Consider the following 18,579-nt stretch of genomic DNA (forward strand, 5'->3'; position numbering starts at 1 on the left):
CCCTTACGGACTCTTGCCCCGGAGCAATGCCTCCGGGTGACGTTCCAGATAGTCGGCCAGCACGCGGAAGGACCGCGCGGCATCGTTCAGTTGCCGCATCACCCCCGCCAGATCGGCCTGCCCGCCGCCGCCGCCCAGCAGCCCATTGGCGCTGTTCAGCGTTCCCTGCGCCGCCGTCGCCACCCCGCGCAGGCTCTTCACCAGCTCCGGCAACTGGCGATCGGCGTCGCGCATCAGCGCATCGGCGCTGCCCAGCGCCTTGGCGAGGGCAGCCAGGGAGCGCGCGAGATCCGGCGACCCGGCAAGCCCGCTGACCGACTGCAGGGTGCCGCGCAGATCGGCGATCAGTCCGTCCAGCGGCAATGCCGAAACCTTGTCCATCAGGACGCCGGCCGATCTTGTGATGGACTCGATGTCGCTGGACTCAACCGTCGGCAATTCCGACCGTTCGGTTCCCGGAACCGGCTGGTGTGGCCCCGGTTCGAAATCGAAGGACACCAGCTTCTGCCCGGTCAGCAGGTTGCCCGAGGCCAGCCGGCCCCGCATGCCCTTTTTCACCTGGATGGCAACGAGCTTGCGCAATGTCGCTTCATCCATCGGCTTGTCATCGAGAATGCCATAGGTGCGGGCCACCAGATCCGGTTCCAGATCGATGTCGACGGGAATGTGGATCTGCTGGTTCGCCTCGTCATACTCCATGCGGACGGCGGCCACATGCCCGACCGTCAGGCCGCGCATCAGCACAGGCGCCCCCGCCTGCAGGCCCTGCACCGAACCGGGGAACTCCAGCCGGTAACGCACGCGCAGGCGGTCGCGCGCCGCGGCGGCGGATTGCTGATCCTCGTAGAGGGTGAAGGTCGACCAGTCCTTCGCCTGCTCTCCCGCCTGCGGATCGGGCGGGGTTTCCAGCACCACGCCGCCCAGCGCCAAGGTCTTCAGCGATTCCGTCTGGAACTTGAGCCCCTCCGCTCCGGCGGTGAACTGGATGCCCGACGACCGCCAGAACCGGCTCCCCTCGCGCACCAGACCCTCATAGGGCGCGCGGACGAAGACGGAGACCGACACCGTGCGGTCCTGCGGCGACAGGTTGTAGCCCATCACCTCGCCCACCTGGACGCCGCGGAAATAGACCGGGGAGCCCTGCGCCAGCGATCCCAGCTGTTCCGCCTTCAAGGAGAAGCTGCGGCCCGGCACGTCGGCGCGGATCACCGGGGGGTCGTCCAGCGCGTCGAACTCCCGCCGGTCCTCGCCGCCGCCGGGCTCCATCTCGACATAGGTGCCGGAGACCACCGTGCTCAGCCCGGACACCCCGGCCAGGCTGAGGCGCGGCGCCACCACCCAGAAGCGGGTTCCCTCCTTCAAATGGCGGCCGGCGGCGCGGTCCATGCGGGCGGTGGCGATCACCTGGGACAGGTCGTCGGACAGGCGGACCGACTCGATCACGCCGAGATCGACGTTCTTGTGCTTGATGCGGGTCCGCCCGGCCTCCAGCCCGTCGCCGGACTGGAAGGTGATGACGATCTGCGGGCCGCGGTCCTCCAGCCAGCGCCAGCCGAGCCAGCCGGCGATCAGCGCCGCCACCAGCGGCAGCAGCCACAGCAAGGACAGCCTGCGGCGCGTCGATACAGCCACCTCGGGCGGGTGCTGAGGTGTCGGCTGGCCGGCGTCAGTCATGCCGCACCCCGTCCGCCCGGTCCCACATCACACGCGGGTCGAAGATGTGGCTTGCCAGCATGGTCAGGATGACCACGGCGGCGAAGGCGATGGCGCCGGCATCGGCGCGGACGGAGGCGACGGCGCCGAACTGCACCAGTGCCGTGAGAATGGCGATCATGAATACGTCCACGTTGGACCAGCGCCCGATGGCATCGATGAAACGGTAGAGCCGGGTCCGTCCCTGCAGTCGGGCGGCCGATCCGCGCCAAGCGGCAACGACGAACCACGCCAACCCGCCCAGTTTCAGCAGCGGGACCGCGACGCTGGCGACGAAGACCAGCAGGGCCAGCGGCCACATGCCGGATCCGGCCAGTTCCCCCACCCCGCCCAGGATCGTGCTGGGATCGCCCTGGCCGAAATTGACGACGGTCATCACCGGCAGCAGGTTGGCCGGGACATAGAGGATGGCGCTGGTCGCCACCAGCGCCGTGGTCCGCCCAAGACTGTCGGGTTCCCGCGCATGCATGCGGCTGCCGCATCGGGTGCAGCGCTGCGGCGGGGGCTCATGGTCATGGCCGTGGACCCGCTGGCAGACCGCGCAGGCGACCCAGCGCTGCGGCGGCGGCGACGGGTCTGCAGGCACATGGTCGATGGCCGACCACAGCGCCCGGCGGTCTAGCCCCTGGTCCATCGCAGTGATCGCCAGCACATAGCCGCCGAGCGCCAGCCCGCCGGTCAGCAGTTCCGCATTGGCGAATCCGTAGAGCTTGGAATAGCCGACCAGCAGGCCGAGCAGGAAGACGTCCAGCATCGCCCAGGGGCGCAGGGACTCGGTCAGGGCGAACAGCCGGGCGGTCGTGTGCGGCGATTCCGGCGGGCGTCCCCCGTGCAGGCGGAGCAGCACGGCGATCACCCCCACCACGCGGACCACCGGCGCGCCCAGCACCAGCAGCCCGACCAGCAGCGACAGCGGCCACATTCCCTGCTCGGCCAGCGCCTCCAGCCCGGTGGTGACCAGACCGGCGCGGTCGTTGCCCTGGATATGCACGGCCATCAGCGGGTTCACGGCGATCAGACCCAGCAGCAGCAGTGCGGTCAGCGCCATGGGCAGGGCATGACGCACCCCGCCCGCCACATGCCGGTACAAAAGCGCGCCGCACCGCGTGCAGACGGCCCTGCCGCCGCGGGGCAGATCGCGGACACGGTGAAGCCGCCCGCAATCCGGACAGGCGACCAGATCGTCCCGTACCGTTGCCGGATGCCTGCTCAACCCGACCTTGCCCTGCCATGTCCACATGCACGCGTCCGAATCGATTTTATCGCAAATTCCACACTCCAATTGGCTTTTTCGCGCGGTTGCGCAAGCCCCGGCGAACGGGGTAGGCGGTTTTCCGCCGCATCGCAGCAAAACCGGGCGCCGGACCGGGAATTGGCGATTGACCGTAAGATTATGTACATACATTATTGCCGAAACGTCACATCGCGGCGCGGAGAGCGGGGTGCAGGGGGTGGCACGGCAAGGCCTGACCGGACAGAACCGCGTTGGCGGACCGGCATCCACGTCGGCCCGCGCCCCGCGGGGGGATCTTCCCCCCAACGGACTCTCTCTCGATGGCCTCACCCTCGATGGCCGCGGTGCGCTGTTCGACCAGATCAAGCGCGCCGTCGCCGGGCAGATCCTCCGGGGCCGCTGGCAGGCCGGCCAACGCCTTCCCAACGAGGCGGAGTTGTCGAGCCTCTACGGCGTCTCCCGCCAGACCGTGCACAAGGCCATCGCAGTGCTGGCGCGGGAGGGTTTCCTCGTCCGCCGCCGCCGTGCCGGAACCTTCGTCGCCACCGGCCGCCGCGACCGCTTCGCCCTGCCCATCGAGGACATCGGCGACGTCGTCGCGCGGGAGGGGCGTGTCTACGAGTTCCGCATCCGCGAACGCAAGAGTCTTTGCAACGGACAGGGAATCCGCTGGCCCGACCTGCCCGACGGTGCGCCGATCCTGGCGCTGGAATGCCTGCATTTCAGCGACGGGACGCCGATCCAGCATGAACGCCGCCTCGTCAGCCTCGACGCCGTGCCGGAAGTGGCGGATGAGCCGTTCGACAGCGTGGCGCCCAGCCGCTGGCTGGTCGACCGGGTTCCCTGGTCGTCGGCCGACCATACGGTGCGCGCGGTCAACGCCACGGCGGAGATGGCGGCGCTGCTGGGGGTGGAGGCCGGGGCGGCCTGCCTGTCGATCCGGCGGCAGACCATGCATCTCAACCGGCCGGTGACGCTGGTTCATTTCCTCTCGGTCGGCGACCGGTTCAGCCTCAGCGGCTCGTCGATCACCGACAGCGCGACCGAGTTGAATTTGTAAACACAAAAGGACCGGACAGGGTTGGCCGGCCACGACAGGGGACCACTCACGATGGAGAGCAAGGGTATGGTTCGGACGATGTTCAAGGCGGCGCTGCTCGGCGCCACGCTGCTGGTGACCGGTGCCGCCGCCGGCACGGCGATGGCCGACACGCTGGCCGACGTGAAGAAGGCCGGTGTGCTCACCGTCGCCACCGAGATGCAGTTCCCGCCCTTCGATTTCCTGGAGAACAACGAATACAAGGGCGTCGACCGCGACCTGATCGAAGAGGTGGCGAAGGAGCTGGGCGTCAAGGCCAAGCACATCGACCTGCCCTGGACCAGCGTCCTGCCCGGCCTGGAAGCCAAGAAGTTCGATCTGGTCATCGCCCCGGTGACGATCACGAAGGAGCGCATGAAGCGCTACGCCTTCACCGTTCCAATCTCCGAGGCGACCGCCGCGATCATGAAGCGCGCCGACGACAAGACCATCAACAAGCCGGAGGACATCGCCGGCAAGAAGGTCGGCGGCGGCAAGGGCACCTCGCAGCTGGCGCAGGTGAAGGAGTTCGGCCAGACCCTGCCGACCCCGCCGGACGTGCGCGAGTATGTCGACAGCAACCAGTCCTACGCCGATCTGGCCGCCGGCCGCATCGACGCCTCGGTCAACTCGCTGCCGAACCTCGCCTTCGCCGCCGCCCAGCGCAAGGAGACCTTCGCCGTCGTCCTGCCGCCCTTCGGCAAGCCCTCCTACTTCTCGTGGGTCGGCCGCCTCGGCGATGACGACAAGAGCCTGGTCGAGGCGGTCAACGCCGCGCTGGTGAAGATCCAGAAGGACGGCCGCATGGCGACCATCCAGAAGAAGTGGTTCGGCGTCTCGCAGGAACTGCCGACCACCGTTCCGGAACCGCAGCTGTAAGGCACGCATGACCGTCCCTCTCCCGTAGCGGGAGAGGGACGGGATCGTTCGACGAAGGCCCATCCATGAAGTTCAGCGTCATCATCGACGCCCTTCCCCATCTGCTGGGGGCGGCCGTCACGACCGTCTGGGTCTCGCTGCTCGGCGTGCTGCTGGGGCAGGTGATCGGCCTTGCCGTCTGCGTGGCGCGGCAGTCCGGCGGCCGGGCGGTGGACATGGCCGGCGGCGTCTATGTCAGCTTCTTCCGCGGCGTGCCGCTGCTGATCCAGCTTCTGCTGATCTACTACATGCTGCCGCTGATCGGCATCGACGTGCCGCCTCTGGTTGCCTCCATCGCCGCGCTCGGCCTTGCATCGGGCGCCTATGTGTCTGAGATATACCGCGGCGCGCTGAACGCCGTTCCGCACGGCCAATCGGAAGCGGCGCTGGCGCTGGGCTTCCCCGGATCGGCCATCTGGACGCGCATCCTGCTGCCGCAGGCCTTCCGCATCTCGGTGCCGGCCCTGGTCAACGAACTGATCCTGCTGCTGAAGGCGTCCTCGCTGATCTCCGTCGTCGGGGTGGCGGAGCTGACGCGGACCAGCCAGACCATTTCGGCTGCCAACTACCGCCCGCTTGAGATTTACCTCGCGGCCGGCGTCATCTATCTGGCGATCAACGGCGCGCTGGCCCTGTTCGGCACGCTGGTCGAACGCCGCCTGCAACAGGCCTGATCCGATGTTGGACCTCTCCCTTCTCGTCCAGTACGGCCCGGCGCTGCTGCGCGGCTTCGGCGTCACCATCCTGTGCTGGGGCGCCGGCTGCCTCATCGGCATGGTGCTGGGCTTCGTCCTGATGCTGCTGCGCCAGATCCCGGTAAAGCCGCTGCGCTGGGCCATCCGCGCCTATATCGAGGTGATCCGCGGCACACCCTTCCTGATCCAGCTGTTCCTGCTCTACAGCGGCGGCCCGTCCATCGGCCTGCGGCTGGAGGCGACGGCGGCCGGCATCCTCGGCCTCGGCATCTATGGCAGCGCCTATTTTGCCGAGATCTTCCGCGCCGGCTATCAGGCGGTGCCGAAGGGGCAGGTGGAGGCCGCGCTCAGCCTCGGCATGTCCTACGGCTCGATCCTGCGCCGGGTGATCGTGCCGGCCATGCTGGTGTCGACCATCCCGTCCATCGTCAACATGATGGCGATCCTGACCAAGGAGACGGTGGTGCTGTCGATCATCACCGTGCCGGAACTGATGTACGAGATGCAGACGATGGCGGCGGAAACCTTCGCCACCTTCGAGACCATCGTCGGCATGGCGCTGTTCTACTGGCTGCTGGTGGAGGTGGTTTCGCGCCTGGGCCGCCGGCTGGAGGCCCGCGTCACCCGTTTCCTGACCCATGCGTCGCCGCAGGGATCCTCGACCCAGACCGCAACAGCGAGGGCGTGATGACCGCCGTTTCCGAAACCGCCACCTCGCCCCGTTCCGCCACCGCCGGCGATGCCGCGCCGATGGTCACCATCCGCGGCGTCAGCAAGAGCTTCGGCACCAACGAGGTGCTGCGCGACATCGACCTGACCGTCAACAAGTCGGAGGTCGTCTGCCTGATCGGCCCCAGCGGATCGGGCAAGAGCACGCTGTTGCGCTGCGTCAACTTCCTGGAGGTCTACGACCGCGGCGAAATCCGCATCGAAGGCAAGCTGGTCGGCTACACCGAAGAGACGCCGCACCGCCGCCTGTCGAACCGCGACCTGCGGAGCTTGCGCCGCAACGTCGGCATGGTGTTCCAGCAGTTCAACCTGTGGCCCCACATGACGGCGCTGGAGAATGTGGCCGAGGCGCTGGTGCAGGTCCGCGGCATGGACAAGGCGGCGGCGGGCGCCCATGCGCAACGGATGCTGGACCGGGTCGGTCTGTCCGCCAAGGCCGACAGCTATCCCGCCCGCCTGTCCGGCGGCCAGCAGCAGCGCGTCGCCATCGCCCGCGTGATCGCGATGGAGCCCCACCTGATGCTGTTCGACGAGCCGACCTCCGCCCTCGATCCCGAACTGGTGGGCGAGGTGCTGCAGGTCATGCGCGATCTGGCCGCCGACGGCATGACCATGGTGGTGGTGACACACGAGATGGGCTTCGCGGCCAACGTCGCCGACAAGGTGGCCTTCCTCGACCACGGCCGCATCGCCGCCTTCGGCACCCCGCGCGAGGTCTTCCACGAATGTGCGGAACCGCGGGTGCAGCAGTTCCTGCAGACCTATCACGAGCGGAACAGTTTTTGACGGCTGTTCGTGGGAGAGGAAAGGCCGCCCTCCGGGGGCGGCCTTCATGGCGACTCAGTAGTGATACCGGCAGGCCAGTATTTCGAGTGCTTGGGCGGCACCGCTCCCGGTCACCCGATAGACCAGCCGATGTTCGCCCGTGATGCGGCGCGACCACCAGCCGGCAAGCCCTTCCTTCAGGGGTTCAGGCTTGCCCAGTCCTGAGAACGGGTTCCTTTCAGTGTCGCGGATCAGATCGTTGACCTTCTTCAACACGGCCTGGTCGTTCTTCTGCCAGTATAAGTAATCCTCCCAAGCGCCGTCAGTCCAAACCTTCTTCATTCAGAATGTCCCGCTCGATGCCTTTGCCCGCATCAAGTTGGGCGATGCCCTTGAGCAGCCGTTCCGCGTTTTTGGGGCTTTTCAGGAGATGAAGCGTCTCCATCAGCCCTTCGAATTCTTCCTCGGAAATCATCACCACCGACCGTCCCTTCTGACGGGTGACGGTCAGCGGCGCGCGGCTGTCACAGACCTCGTCCATCACGCTGGCAAGGTTGTTTCTAAGATCGGTGTAGCTGATGTGACCCATATCGAAGTACTTGGCCGTATGCGGGTGGGGTATGACAATATGTACAGAAATACGGACATGCGTCAAGTCGGGGCTGCCACAGCCACGCTCCCCCCTGGAACCCCGCTCGCAAACCGGCTAAGAACCTTTCGCACGCGCAATAGAACTGCAACGCGAAAGCCTCGTTTCCGTCGATGATCGAACTCCGGTCCGTTACCCACGCCTATGGCGACCGCCCCGTCCTTCATGACCTGTCGCTGCGGCTGGCGGAGCGGCGCATCGCCATTCTCGGCGGCAACGGCTCGGGCAAGAGCACGCTGGCGCGGCTGCTGAACGGGCTGATCGTGCCGACCGCCGGCAGCGTTGCCGTCGACGGGCTCGACACGCGGACCGACGGGCGCGCGGTGCGCCAGCGGGTCGGCTTCGTCTTCCAGAATCCCGACACCCAGATCGTCTATCCGACGGTGGAGGAGGACATCGCCTTCGGGCTGAAGGCGCGCAAGCTGCCGAAGGACGAGGTGGCCCGCCGCGTCGCCGGGGCGCTGGAGCGCTACGGCCTCGACCGCTACCGCCACCAGCCGGCCCACCAGATGAGCGGCGGCGAGAAGCAGCTGCTCGCCATCGCCGGGGTGCTGGTGCTGGAGCCGGCCTATGTGATCTTCGACGAGCCGACAACCCTGCTCGACCTGCGCAACCGCCGCAAGGTGATCGAACTGCTGCGCGGGCTGCCGCAGACGGTGATCGTCGTCACCCACGACCTGGACATGGTGAAGGATTTCGACCGGGCGCTGGTGCTGGAGGATGGCCGCATCGTCGCCGACGGTCCGCCGGCCGACGCCGTGCCGGCCTACATCGAGCGGCTCGGCTGATGCTTGGGCTCTACCTGCATCGGGAGTCGGTCATCCACCGCCTGCCGGCGGGGGCGAAGCTGGGCGGGCTGCTGCTGGTGACGGTCGTCGTGCTGGCGCTGCCCGGTGCCTGGGGGGCAGCGGCCGCCGGGCTGATCGGTGCCCTTGTGCTGGCGGCGGCGAGGCTGCCCGCCGGGCGGGTGCTGAAGGAATTGCGGGCGCCGGTCGTCATGCTGACCCTGCTGTTCGGCTTCCAGGCCCTGCTGTCCGGCGGCGGGTGGGAGGAAACCGCGGTCGCCGTCGCCCGTTTCGCCGCGCTGATCCTGCTGGCGACCCTGGTCACGCTGACCACCCGCGTGATGGACATGGTCGACCTGTTCGAGCGGCTGTTCGGCCTGCTGCGTCCGGTCGGGGTCAATCCGGCGAAGATGGCGCTGATGCTGGCCCTGACCATCCGCTTCATCCCCCTGCTGGGCGAGCAGGTGCGCGAGGTGCGGATGGCCCAGCGCGCCCGCGGCGTCGAGCGCAACATAGCCGCCCTGTTCGTTCCGCTGCTGGTCAAGATCCTCACCATGGCCGATGATCTGACCGCCGCATTGGAGGCACGCGGCTACGATCCGGCGGATTCCGGATCACAAGCCGCCACAAAGAACAGTCCACAACGATAACGTCACCAGCCGAAGGAAGCGTCCGCAATGCTGTCCACCCGCGACCTCGTTCTCTGCGCCCTGTTCGCCGCCCTGCTGGGCGGGCTCGGCATGGCGCCGCCGATTCCGCTCGGCTTCCTGCCGGTGCCGGTCACCGCGCAGACGCTGGGCGTCATGCTGGCAGGCACCATCCTGGGCGCCAAGCGCGGCGGCATCGCCGCCCTGCTGTTCGTGCTGCTGGTGGCCGCAGGCCTGCCGCTGCTGGCCGGCGGACGCGGCGGCATCGGCGTGCTGATGGGGCCGACCGGCGGTTTCGTTCTGTCCTGGCCGGTCGCCGCCTTCGTCACCGGCTGGCTGGCGGAGCGCTTCGCCACCAACGCCAACCCGATCCGGCTGTTCGCGGTCAGCGTCGTCGGCGGCATCCTGGTCGTCTATGCCGGCGGCATTCCCTGGCTGTGGCTGGTCGCCGGCCTGCCGGTGGAAAAGGCGGTCTTCGGCTCGCTGGCCTTCGTGCCGGGCGACCTGATCAAGGCCGGCATTGCCGCCGTCGCCGCGGCCGGCGTCCGCCGGGCCGGCATCCTGCCGATCCATACCTGAGAGAATGGCGACCGATCGACAATCCTTGAGCGTCGGCTGTCTAGGGGCGGACAACCTCGCCCGCCCCTTCGCTCTGGCCGCCTGGCGCAGCCCTGACCATCCCGCCCTGGTGTGCGATGGCGTCGCCCTGTCCTATGCCGCCCTGTTGGAACAGGCACTGCGGACCGGCGCCGGTGTGGCCGCCTTGCGGAAGGACGCCACGCCGCCGCGCGTTGCGCTCAGCCTCGGCAACCGGGCGGAGCTGCCGGCGCTGTTCTTCGGCATCGTCGCTGCCGGCGGCATCGTCGGGCTGTTCGACCCGAAATGGAGCGCGGCGCAGACCGCCGCCGCACTCGATACCTTCCGCCCCGACCTGCACCTGACGACGGAGACCGCCGCTGCCTGGATCGCCGCACAGCCGGCGGACTGGAGCATTCCGGCGGTCGACGCGAAGACGCCTTTTCTGGTCGGCTTCACCTCCGGCACCACCGGGCGGCCGAAGGCTTTCATCCGCAACCAGGGATCCTGGCTGGCGACGCTGGAGGCGAGCCGGGTGGAGTTCGGCATCGGGCCGGACGACATCGTTCTGGTGCCGGGGCCGCTGGTCCATGGCCTCGGCCTCTATGGCGCGGTGGAAGGGCTGTCGGCCGGCGCCACGATCCGGGTGCAGCCGAAATTCGACGCAGCAGACGCGGCGGCGCAGCTGACGGAATGCGGAGTCACCACGCTGGTGCTGGTGCCGACGATGCTGGTCGGCATCCTCGACGCGGCGGAACGCCACGGCCGGCGCTTCCCTGCCCTGCGCCGGGTGGTGTGCTCCGGCGCGAAGCTGGCACCGGCGGTGCATGACCGGCTGGCGGCGCTGTGCCCCGATGCCGCGGTGCTCGAATATTACGGCGCATCGGAACTGAGCTTCGTCAGCCTGCGCTCGTCCCGCGAGGGCGCCCCCGCCGACAGCGTTGGCCGCCCCTTCCACGGGGTGGAACTGAGCCTGCGCGACGATGTCGGCAACCCGGTGGAGCGCGGCCGGCCCGGCACCGTCTGGGTGCGGAGCGGGATGCTGAGCGACGGCTATCTCGGCACCACCGACGGCGCCGGCTATCGCGAGCGGGACGGCTGGGGCACGGTCGGCGATTATGGCTGGATCGACGGCGAGGGCTGGCTGCGGCTTGTCGGACGGGCCGGCGACATGGTCATCACCGGCGGCCTGAACGTCTACCCGGCGGAGGTCGAAGCCGCCTTGCGCGCTCATCCCGCGGTGGCGGAGGCGGTGGTGTTCGGCCTGCCCGATCCCTATTGGGGCGACGCCCTGTCCGCCGTGGTCTGGTGGCGCGGGTCCCGGCGCGCATCGCTGGCGGAGCTGCGCGGCTGGTGCCAGGAGCGGTTGGAGGCCTACAAGGCGCCCCGGCGCGTCTTCGCGGCGGCCGACATGCCCCTGACCGGCAGTGGCAAGATCGCCCGCGGCGATGTGCGCGAGCAGGCGAAGGGCGGCGGTCTGGAGGTGGTGGAATGAGCAAGCGCCCGATCATCGTCGCCGCGCGGCGCACGCCCGTCGGCCGCATCGGCGGTTCCCTGCGCGACCTTCCCGTCGAGGATCTCGCCGCGCCGGTCATCCGCGCCGTGCTTGCCGATGCCGGGATCGAGCCGGCCGAGGTCGACGAGGTGCTGCTGGGCAATGCGGTCGGACCCGGCGGCAATGTCGCGCGGCTGTCGGCGCTGGCAGCCGGGCTGCCGGTGTCGGTGCCGGGCGTGACGGTGGACCGGCAATGCGGGTCCGGGCTGGAGGCGATCAACCTCGCCGCCCGGCTGGTGCAGTCCGGCGCCTGTGACGTCGTGCTGGCCGGCGGGGTGGAGAGCACCAGCACCGCCCCCTGGCGCGTCGCCAAGCCGTCCAGCCTCTACCGCAGCCCGACCTTCTACGACCGCGCCCGCTTCGCCCCGGACGAGATCGGCGACCCGTCGATGATCGAAGCGGCGGAAAACGTCGCCCTGGCCTATGGCATCGACCGCGCCCGGCAGGACCGCTACGCCCTGGACAGCCACCGCAAGGCGGTGGCCGCGCAAGCCGCCCGACGCTTCGACCGCGAGATCGTGCCGCTCACCCTGCGCGACGGCCGCGTCATCGACCGCGACGAATGCCCGCGCGCCGACACCAGCCTTGAGAAACTGGCGGCGCTGCGGCCCATCCTGCGGCCGGACGGCACCGTGACCGCCGGCAACGCCTGCCCGGTCAATGACGGCGCCGCCGTGGTGGCGGTGGTTTCGGAGCGGAAGTTCCGCGCGCTCGGCCTGACCCACGGGCTGGCTGTGGTGGACAGCGCCGCGGCCGGCGTGGACCCGAAACTGCTCGGCACCGGCCCGATTCCGGCGGTGACCAAGCTGCTGGCCCGCAACCCCGGCCTGTCGGTCGCCGACATCGACCTGATCGAGTTCAACGAGGCCTTCGCCGCCCAGGTGCTGGCCAGCCTCGATGCGCTGGGCATCGACCAGTCGCGCGTGTCGGTCGGCGGCGGCGCGCTGGCGCTCGGCCATCCCTATGGCGCGTCGGGAGCCATCCTGGTGACGCGCCTGTTCACCGAGCTGCTGTTCCCGGCGGCGGGCATGTCGCCCCGCCGGGGGCTCGCCACGCTCGGCATCGGCGGCGGTCTGGGGATCGCCACACTTCTGGAGCCAGTCTGAATGACCAGCGTGCCTGCGGCCGGGGACAGCTTCCGGTCCGCCTTCCGTCACCGCGCCTTCGCCCTGTTCTGGTGCGCGCGGGTCTGTTCGATGCTGGCGATCCAGATGCAGGTGGTGGCGGTCGGCTGGCAGGTCTACGCCATGACCGACAACCCGCTCGACCTTGGGCTGGTCGGGCTGTTCCAGTTCCTGCCCACCCTGGCGCTGGTCCTGGTGGCCGGCCATGTGGTCGACAACAACGACCGCAAGACGGTGCTGTGCGGCGCCCTGTCCGTCGAAATGGCCGCGGTCGCATCCCTGTTCCTGCTGACAATGGCAGGCGCGCTGTCGCCGCACGCGATCTTCGCCGTGGTGGCGCTGATCGGCCTCGCCAAGTCCTTCGAGGGACCCGCCAACCAGGCGATCCTGTCGGCGACCGTACCGCTGGAGGACCTGCCCAACGCCGTCGCCTGGCAATCGTCGGGGGTGCAGGTGGCGCAGATCTCCGGCCCGGCGCTGGGCGGACTGCTCTACATCGCCGGCCCGGCGGCGGTCTATGGCGTCAGCACGGCGATGCTGGTGCTGTCGGTCCTGCTGATCGCCGCCTGCCGGCCGCGTCCGGTCACCATGACCAGGCGCGCCATGAGCCTGTCGAGCATGCTGGCCGGCGCCGCCTTCATCCGCAGCCGGCCGGAGATCCTGGGTGCCATCTCGCTCGACCTGTTCGCCGTGCTGCTGGGCGGGGCCACCGCGCTGCTGCCGATCTACGCCCGCGACGTGCTGTTCGTCGGGCCATGGGGGCTCGGCCTGCTGCGCTCCGCCCCGGCGCTGGGAGCGCTGGCCATGGCGATGGTCATCACCCGCTGGGGCGTGAAGCGCCATGCCGGGCGCTGGATGCTGATCGCGGTGGCGGGGTTCGGCGGCGCCACCATCGCCTTCGGCCTGTCGACCGATCCGGTGCTGTCCTTCATCGCCCTGCTGGCGGTCGGCGCCACCGATCAGGTCAGCATGTTCGTCCGCCAGACCCTGATCCAGCTGTCCACCCCCGACGAGATGCGCGGCCGCGTCGGTGCCGTCACCTCGCTGTTCATCGGCGCGTCCAACCAACTGGGCGAGTTCGAGTCCGGCAGCGTCGCGGCAATGGTCGGGGCGGTCCCTGCGGTTGTGCTGGGCGGCGTCGGCGCGGTCGGGCTGGCCGGACTGTGGGCGGCGATGTTCCCGGCGCTGCGGCGGGTGGACAGGCTGCTGGGGCGGTAAGCCGTCACGATGCACGGGCTGACATATAGGTTTTCCGCCTGGACATTCGCAGATTGCATCTGTAGAGATATTTGTGCTTTTTGCGGACAAGATCCTCTCGACATCCAAATCGGAGGAGATGGAATCCGTCCGTTGAACCGGATAGGATGACCAAATGACCGTTGTTTCTGCGAATGTTGCAATCAATTTGACAGGAATTGGCGATGCATCGGGTATTGTCTTTGACAATTATTACCTGACATCTCAAGGTCCAAATCATATTTCGTTCCGGTATACGTCAAACAACGTTCCAGTTTTTGATGCCAGTATAACCGGTTGGTTCAACATTTCAGATTACGGGGCTTCCGGAACGATATCATCTCTGACAGCGTCGTTGCCGGGTGGCGGGATGCTGCTGTCCTTCACCAACATGGACCTGAGATTCTACAGCGTTTACGGCCTCGCCAATTCACTCAACCCGCAAACAATTCTATATGCCAACGACCAGATTTTCGGTTCTTCTTTCGGCGATACTCTCTATGGCTATAGCGGAAACGATTACATCGGTGGCGGGGGCGGGAACGACCTGATCAGTGGCGGCTATGGGGCGGACACGCTGGACGGTGGCGACGGGACGGATACCGTCATCAGCAACCAGTATTACGCAACGGGCAAACTGATCGCCTACGGCGAGCGGGCAGCGGTTCTCGATCGGACCTACGGCTCCGATATTCTGAGCAATGTCGAATATATCCGCTTTTACGACAGAACCGTTGCCACATCCAGCGCCGGCAGCTTCGATGTCCTGAGCTATCTTGCCGCCAATCGGGATCTTGCCGCCACCTTCGGCACCAATGGTGCGGCGGCATTTTCACATTACGTGCAATTCGGTTATGTCGAGAACCGCTCGACGGGTTTCGATGCTGCGGCATATCTCGCTGCCAATCGGGATCTCGCCACCGCCTTCGGCACCGATACCGGGGCGGCAATGACGCATTACATAACGCATGGCCGGCTAGAGAACCGCGTTACAACGTTCAACTCCATGTCGTACCTCGCGGCCAATCCCGACCTGATCCGGGCATTCGGGGCCGATACGACAGCTGCCGCCATGCATTACGCCCGCAATGGCCGGTTGGAAGGGCGGTCGACCAGCTTCAACGCCGCGGCCTATCTGGCGCGAAATCCGGATGTTCAGCGCGCGCTGGGGAGCAGTGAGCTGGCGGCTGCCACCCATTATGTGACCTTCGGCTTGCGCGAAGGCCGCGCGACCGCTCCGCTAACCACCACCGGCCGGGCAGCGGGATTGAGCGAAGACACCACCGCTGCCATGATCGCGATGACGTCCTGATGGGAAATGTGTGGAAAGGACATTAACTCAGCGAGCCGCGCAAACAATAATCTTTAAAAAAAATACCCGCGGGAAAGCTGATTTATCAGATTCTTTCTTACTCGCTTACGAGGTTTCTGAATTAGAAATGGCTGAGAATCTGCAGTTTTATGAGATCGTGCGATGATGCATAACGAGAACGCAATCAATGGCTTTGTAACACGAATATTGCTTGTCGCAGTCGCCCTGATTGGCGTCGCACAACTGGCTTTCCTGCCGCCATGGGAAGGGTTCGACGAATACGCGCATTGGTCATCGATCCAGCAAATTGCGGAGACCGGTTCAATTCCTCTTTATGGCCGGGATCATGTTTCCGCGGATGTGGATGCCTTTCCCGGACCGATGCCCTATACAACCACTCCGCCTTTCGACAATACCGGACGACCAACCTATAGATCCTATCGTGAAATGGATCGCACAAGCATTGTAGAGACTACAGAACGTTCATTCCGTCAGGGGCGTGAGCTGAATTGGCAAGCTCAGCATCCACCGCTTTACTACGGAATTCTCGCTCCCGTTTATTTGGCGGTCAAGAGCGCTAACTGGGTGACGCATCTTTTTCTTTTGCGCCTTACCTCCTGGAGCTTGGCATTCACCGGATTGGCCATCGGCGTTCTGGCAACGCAACGTTATCTGCCGGAAAAGGCCACATTCGCCGCCCCGTTCATGGCTGCGTATCCGTTCCTGGTGCCGCAATTCTTCCCGGAAATGGCACGGTTGGGCAATGACAGCCTTTGCCTCCTGCTGATGGGAACGATCTGGGCATTGCTTCTGCAATCGCTTTCGCCGCGAAGGCACAGATGGTCCATGCCGCTGCTGGGTCTTGCCTTGGCGGCCGGACTGCTGACGAAAGCGTTCTTCGTCCCGATTTCCTTCGGCGTCCTGGCATTTCTTGCCGTTCGATGGTTGCACGAACGGCGACCCGAGCATTTGCGGGATCTTGTGACCTGCGCCACCGTCGCCGGATTCATCGGAGCCGCATGGTATCTGCGTAACCTGCTGCTGTTCGATAATCTTCTGGGCACCAACGACTTCATCCGCCTTGCCCATGGAATCGGATTGAAGGCCGGGCTTGAGCAGAACTTCTCCATCTTAGCATTCGTGCGTGGCCTCGCCGCTATCCTCGGCAGCTACATCTGGGCCGGAACATGGTCCTTGGCTCAGCCGCCCGAGTATCTGTTGCTTGCGACCGCAACCCTGGTTGTTCTGACGGTCGGCCGCTGGGTCGCAACCTTGCGGCCCGGCCGCTTCGCCAAGGCCCCTGCCTGTTTCCTGCCCCTCTTCATCGTCGGCCCGGTGATCGGCGGGCTGGGCTATCACCTACTGACGGTGATTGCCGAAACCGGCCGCGGAGTGGGTACACCCGGCTGGTACCTGCATATTCTGGCGGCCCCCATCTCCTTTGCGATGGCGATCGGTTGGCACCTTCTCCCCTGGCGAGCAGGGTTGCGCGCGCTCGCTTGCGGTTCGGTCATGCTCGGCGTGCTGGGATGGGGACTGCAACTGTCCCTGTTCAGCGGTTGCGCCACCAAGTCGGGGTCGAACAAATACTACGACTGGACGGGGGCTTCCTGCCTGGTGGATTGGTCCCAGCTCAACGCGTTGGGCTTTCCGGCAACCGGCTTCGTCTGCCTCTGCCTCGGTGCTGCCGCCGCGGTCGGCGCCTCGATCGCTTGGTTCAGGCCCGACGCCATGCGGACATCGGGCCTGAAAGCGCCGCAACCTAATAAATAGCCGATCAATACCGGATCGTCACCTTGTCCGCCGCCTGCTTGGCCCGCGCACGCGCGTCGTCGGTGTCGGTGCCGGTGGCGAGCGCCACGCCCATGCGGCGGTTCTTGCGGGTGGTCGGCTTGCCGAACAACCGGACGTCGACCTCCTGCTCCGCGCTGCCCAGGCTCAGCGCATCGGCCAGCCCCTCGATGCGGAAGCTCTCCGCCTCGCGGTCGGCCAGGATGACGGCGGAGGCCGACGGGCTGCGGCAGACGATGTTGTGGATCGGCAGGCCCAGGATGGCGCGGGCGTGCAGTTCGAATTCCGACAGGTTCTGCGACAGCAGGGTGACCATGCCGGTGTCGTGCGGGCGCGGCGACAGCTCGGAGAAGACGACCTCGTCGGCCGTCACGAAGAACTCGACGCCGAAGATGCCGTAGCCGCCGAGATTGTCGACGACGCGGGCCGCCATCGCCTTGGCGTCGTCCAGCATCGCCTGCGGCATGGCGACCGGCTGCCAGGATTCCTGGTAGTCGCCGCGCTCCTGCCGGTGGCCGATCGGCTCGCAATAGAGGATGCCGTCGCGGGTGCGGACGGTCAGCAGCGTGATCTCGTATTCGAAGGCGACGAATTCCTCGACGATCACCTTGCGGCGGTCGCCGCGCATGTTCGCCACCGCATAGTCCCAGGCGGCTTCCAGCCCGGCGGCGTCCTGCACCGTGCTCTGCCCCTTGCCCGACGACGACATCACCGGCTTGATGACGCAGGGGAAGCCGGTGTGCTCCGCCCCGGCGCGGACCTCGTCCAGGCTTTCGGCATAGCGATAGCGCGAGGTGCGCAGACCGAGCTCCGTCGCGGCGACCTCGCGGATGCGGTCGCGGTTCATCGTCATGGTGGCGGCGCGGGCCGACGGCACGACAATGGTGCCGGCATCCTCGAACTCGTGCAGCACCTCGGTGCGGATCGCCTCCACCTCCGGCACGATGAAGTCGGGGCGGTGCTTGGCGATGGCGGCGCGCAGGGCGTCGGCGTCCAGCATGGAGAACACCTCCGCCCGGTCGGCGACCTGCATCGCAGGCGCGTTGGCGTAGCTGTCGCAGGCGATGACCTCGCAGCCCAGCCGCTTCGCGGCGATGACGAATTCCTTGCCCAGCTCACCGGAGCCGAGCAGCAGGATCCTGGCGGTGAACATCCACGCACTCCCCATTTTGGCGACAGCAGGCCGACCATAGGGCTTCCTCCCGGCCGGGCCAAGCCCCGCGGTGAGCACCCCGGCATGCGATCAGGACAGCGACAGCTGAGCAGAACAAATATTTCTAAAAAGAAATTATAATGGTACTGGATGAAAAGCCCTGCCTGTGTGTTCATGCATGAAAGTACCCGATGCTGGGAGGCGGCGATGGAAAAGACGGTGCGGCGCGGTGTCTTCGGCGGCAGGACGGTGTTGGCCGCTTGCCTTGCGGTGTCGCTGGCCCTGCCGGGCTGCGCCGGGAATGGCAACGACGACATGACGGGCGCCCTGCTGATCGGCGCCGCGGTGGTGGGGCTGGGCGTGCTGGCGGCGACCGCCGGCGACGATGACGATGACCGCTCTTACGAGCGCGACCGGCGCCGCCACCGCAGCGACGGCTATCACAACGGCGGCTACTACGGAAACGGCCATTATGGCGAACGGGGGCGCGACGGCTACAGCCGCTATGCCGGCAACGGCCAATGCGACGACGGGCGTTACCGCACCTCCAACGGCGGCCGGGCGGAGTCGGGCACCGACGAGTGGGACTGCCGCCGGTTCGGCGACGGACGGAAGTGAT

19 protein-coding genes are annotated in these 18,579 nt (G+C 67.0%); 14 read left to right on the forward strand and 5 right to left on the reverse strand.

Annotation, left to right across the window (positions count from 1 at the left end):
- Positions 1 to 3: 3 nt before the first annotated feature.
- Positions 4 to 1,674, reverse strand: coding sequence for an intermembrane transport protein PqiB (locus AZOLI_RS22270; RefSeq protein ID WP_014249439.1), 1,671 nt, complete (start codon positions 1,672 to 1,674; stop codon positions 4 to 6).
- Complete coding sequence (locus AZOLI_RS22275; RefSeq protein WP_065814241.1) at positions 1,667 to 2,953, reverse strand: paraquat-inducible protein A; 1,287 nt, start codon at positions 2,951 to 2,953, stop codon at positions 1,667 to 1,669. Before AZOLI_RS22275 ends, AZOLI_RS22270 begins: the two co-directional genes overlap by 8 nt.
- A gap of 211 nt (positions 2,954 to 3,164) precedes the next feature.
- Between AZOLI_RS22275 and AZOLI_RS22280 the strand changes: the two genes are divergently transcribed.
- The 5 genes from AZOLI_RS22280 to AZOLI_RS22300 all read left to right on the forward strand — a co-directional run bounded on the left by AZOLI_RS22280 (position 3,165) and on the right by AZOLI_RS22300 (position 7,153).
- Positions 3,165 to 4,007, forward strand: coding sequence for a GntR family transcriptional regulator (locus AZOLI_RS22280; protein WP_162488376.1), 843 nt, complete (start codon positions 3,165 to 3,167; stop codon positions 4,005 to 4,007).
- A 66-nt stretch (positions 4,008 to 4,073) separates the two neighbouring features.
- Positions 4,074 to 4,904, forward strand: coding sequence for a transporter substrate-binding domain-containing protein (locus tag AZOLI_RS22285; protein ID WP_044552779.1), 831 nt, complete (start codon positions 4,074 to 4,076; stop codon positions 4,902 to 4,904).
- Between the two features lie 65 nt (positions 4,905 to 4,969).
- Entirely contained in the window at positions 4,970 to 5,617 is a 648-nt protein-coding gene (locus AZOLI_RS22290; protein WP_014249443.1) for an amino acid ABC transporter permease, read from the forward strand.
- Positions 5,618 to 5,621: 4 nt separating this feature from the next.
- On the forward strand, positions 5,622 to 6,326 hold the full coding sequence (locus AZOLI_RS22295; RefSeq protein WP_014249444.1) for an amino acid ABC transporter permease: 705 nt from the start codon (positions 5,622 to 5,624) through the stop codon (positions 6,324 to 6,326).
- Positions 6,326 to 7,153, forward strand: coding sequence for an amino acid ABC transporter ATP-binding protein (locus AZOLI_RS22300; RefSeq protein ID WP_014249445.1), 828 nt, complete (start codon positions 6,326 to 6,328; stop codon positions 7,151 to 7,153). Before AZOLI_RS22295 ends, AZOLI_RS22300 begins: the two co-directional genes overlap by 1 nt.
- A 54-nt stretch (positions 7,154 to 7,207) precedes the next feature.
- Here AZOLI_RS22300 and AZOLI_RS22305 read toward each other — a convergent pair whose 3' ends face one another.
- Positions 7,208 to 7,474 carry a Txe/YoeB family addiction module toxin gene (locus AZOLI_RS22305; RefSeq protein WP_014249446.1) on the reverse strand — a complete coding sequence of 89 codons (267 nt, stop codon included), beginning with the start codon at positions 7,472 to 7,474 and terminating at the stop codon, positions 7,208 to 7,210.
- A complete protein-coding gene (locus tag AZOLI_RS22310) occupies positions 7,455 to 7,721 on the reverse strand; it encodes a type II toxin-antitoxin system Phd/YefM family antitoxin (protein ID WP_044552781.1) in 267 nt (88 codons plus the stop codon). Before AZOLI_RS22310 ends, AZOLI_RS22305 begins: the two co-directional genes overlap by 20 nt.
- Positions 7,722 to 7,894: 173 nt before the next feature.
- Here AZOLI_RS22310 and AZOLI_RS22315 point away from each other — a divergent pair, with 173 nt between their 5' ends.
- From AZOLI_RS22315 to AZOLI_RS30515, 8 genes are all read left to right on the forward strand, one after another.
- Positions 7,895 to 8,569, forward strand: coding sequence for an energy-coupling factor ABC transporter ATP-binding protein (locus AZOLI_RS22315; protein ID WP_014249448.1), 675 nt, complete (start codon positions 7,895 to 7,897; stop codon positions 8,567 to 8,569).
- Positions 8,569 to 9,216 carry an energy-coupling factor transporter transmembrane component T family protein gene (locus tag AZOLI_RS22320; RefSeq protein ID WP_014249449.1) on the forward strand — a complete coding sequence of 216 codons (648 nt, stop codon included), beginning with the start codon at positions 8,569 to 8,571 and terminating at the stop codon, positions 9,214 to 9,216. Before AZOLI_RS22315 ends, AZOLI_RS22320 begins: the two co-directional genes overlap by 1 nt.
- Before the next feature lie 30 nt (positions 9,217 to 9,246).
- Entirely contained in the window at positions 9,247 to 9,792 is a 546-nt protein-coding gene (locus AZOLI_RS22325) for a biotin transporter BioY (protein ID WP_044553011.1), read from the forward strand.
- A gap of 4 nt (positions 9,793 to 9,796) precedes the next feature.
- Positions 9,797 to 11,284 (forward strand): class I adenylate-forming enzyme family protein, encoded by a 1,488-nt coding sequence (locus AZOLI_RS22330; RefSeq protein WP_044552784.1) that lies wholly within the window; start codon positions 9,797 to 9,799, stop codon positions 11,282 to 11,284.
- Positions 11,281 to 12,450, forward strand: a complete 1,170-nt coding sequence (locus AZOLI_RS22335) for a thiolase family protein (protein WP_014249452.1) — start codon at positions 11,281 to 11,283, stop codon at positions 12,448 to 12,450. The genes AZOLI_RS22330 and AZOLI_RS22335 overlap by 4 nt, the downstream gene beginning before the upstream one ends.
- Positions 12,451 to 13,686 (forward strand): MFS transporter, encoded by a 1,236-nt coding sequence (locus AZOLI_RS22340; protein ID WP_014249453.1) that lies wholly within the window; start codon positions 12,451 to 12,453, stop codon positions 13,684 to 13,686.
- Between the two features lie 154 nt (positions 13,687 to 13,840).
- Complete coding sequence (locus AZOLI_RS30715; protein ID WP_014249454.1) at positions 13,841 to 15,016, forward strand: calcium-binding protein; 1,176 nt, start codon at positions 13,841 to 13,843, stop codon at positions 15,014 to 15,016.
- 162 nt (positions 15,017 to 15,178) lie between these two features.
- Positions 15,179 to 16,789 carry a hypothetical protein gene (locus tag AZOLI_RS30515; RefSeq protein WP_014249455.1) on the forward strand — a complete coding sequence of 537 codons (1,611 nt, stop codon included), beginning with the start codon at positions 15,179 to 15,181 and terminating at the stop codon, positions 16,787 to 16,789.
- A gap of 4 nt (positions 16,790 to 16,793) precedes the next feature.
- On the opposite strand, the gene purT is transcribed toward AZOLI_RS30515, so the two are convergent.
- Entirely contained in the window at positions 16,794 to 17,960 is a 1,167-nt protein-coding gene (purT, locus tag AZOLI_RS22355) for a formate-dependent phosphoribosylglycinamide formyltransferase (RefSeq protein ID WP_014249456.1), read from the reverse strand.
- A 207-nt stretch (positions 17,961 to 18,167) separates the two neighbouring features.
- On the opposite strand from purT, the gene AZOLI_RS22360 reads away from it, so the two are divergent.
- Entirely contained in the window at positions 18,168 to 18,578 is a 411-nt protein-coding gene (locus tag AZOLI_RS22360) for a hypothetical protein (protein WP_014249457.1), read from the forward strand.
- The last annotated feature ends 1 nt before the right edge of the window (position 18,579 follow it).

It is taken from the genome of Azospirillum lipoferum 4B, from assembly GCF_000283655.1.
GTDB classification, from domain to species: Bacteria; Pseudomonadota; Alphaproteobacteria; order Azospirillales; family Azospirillaceae; genus Azospirillum; species Azospirillum lipoferum_C.